1 protein-coding gene is annotated in these 277 nt (G+C 35.0%); it reads left to right on the top strand.

Going from position 1 to position 277, the window contains the following annotated elements:
• Positions 1-215: 215 nt before the first annotated feature.
• Positions 216-277 (top strand): pyrroloquinoline quinone precursor peptide PqqA (pqqA, locus tag B3182_RS01350; RefSeq protein ID WP_292751230.1); only part of this gene is annotated, 62 nt, incomplete at its 3' end.

Genomic DNA, 277 nt, shown 5'->3' with positions numbered 1-277 from the left:
TTATTGTTAATGATTTGGGATGCGTTAAAACAGCATGAAATTGAAATCCCATTTCCACAACGTGAAGTTAAAATTCTTAATGCCAGTGGTGAAGCGATTCGTTGATTCAGGAAAATCCTGAGTGGCAACGGGGTAAATGCTTATTTGATTACATTAGTACAGGTGTATTATTTGAATTGTAAAAAGTAATTTCACTTTTAACAGGAGAAATCGACATGTGGACTAAACCAGAATACTCAGATATGCGTTTCGGCTTTGAAGTAACAATGTACATCTG

It is taken from the genome of Methylophaga sp. UBA4204, from assembly GCF_002379485.1.
Classification (GTDB): Bacteria; Pseudomonadota; Gammaproteobacteria; order Nitrosococcales; family Methylophagaceae; genus Methylophaga.
Note: the sequence above shows the minus strand (reverse complement) of the source record. Positions and strands in the feature narration are given on the sequence as shown.